The following is an 848-nucleotide window of genomic DNA, read 5'->3' as shown; positions in this document are numbered from 1 at the left end:
CCCCTGGCTCGACCACGGGCGTTGGCCGCTGCTGGGCCCACTCTCCGGACGGCCCGCGCGGCACGAGCCGGACCCGTACCCCATGGAATTCCTGCCGGTGGAAGGCGAGGGCGTCCACACCGTCCCCGTCGGCCCCATCCATGCCGGCATCATCGAGCCGGGACACTTCCGTTTCCACATCCAGGGCGAGGTCATCGTCCGGCTGGAGGTGCGGCTGGGCTATCTGCACAAGGGCCATCTCACGCTGATCCAGGGCAAGTCGCCGCGGGCGGCGGCGCGCTTCGCGGGGCGGCTCTCGGGCGATAGCACGGTCGCGCACAGCATCGCCTTCGCCCGCGCGGCCGAGGCGGCGCTCGGCGTTGAGGTTCCCCTCCGCCCGGTGGCGCTCCGCGCGGCGATGCTGGAGCTGGAACGGCTGCTCAACCATCTCAACGACCTCGGCTTCATCGCCAACGACGCGGCCTTCGCGGTGATCCACGCGCGGATGGGCCTGCTGCGCGAGGGGCTGCTGCGCGCCAACGCCTTCGCCTTCGGCCACCGGCTGATGATGGACCGCGTGATGCCCGGCGGCGTGGCGCAGGATCTGGCGCCGGACGGCATTGCCACGCTGCTGGGCGCTCTCGCCGCGGTGGCGGCCGAGCTTCCTACCCTGCTGCGCTACTACGAGGAGCACGCCAGCCTGCAGGATCGCGTCCTCGGCACCGGCATCATGAGCGCCGACATGGTCGCGGCCTTTGCGCCCGGGGGTTTCGTCGGCCGCGCGGCCGGGCGCCCCTTCGACGCGCGGCTGCTCTCGCGCGAATTGTTGCCGGCCGAGCTGATCACCCAGCCCGGCGCCGATGTCGATG

The 848-nt window shown here is 72.3% G+C and carries 1 protein-coding gene; it reads left to right on the top strand.

Annotated elements, in window-relative coordinates; all coding sequences use genetic code 11:
- Window positions 1-82: 82 nt before the first annotated feature.
- The coding region (locus AC1DWF_RS33325; RefSeq protein WP_476842776.1) for an NADH-quinone oxidoreductase subunit D-related protein at window positions 83-848 on the top strand (766 nt) is incomplete at its 3' end.

This window comes from Aminobacter sp. P4_D5, from assembly GCF_056401815.1.
This window is presented reverse-complemented; position numbering and strand designations above follow the sequence as displayed.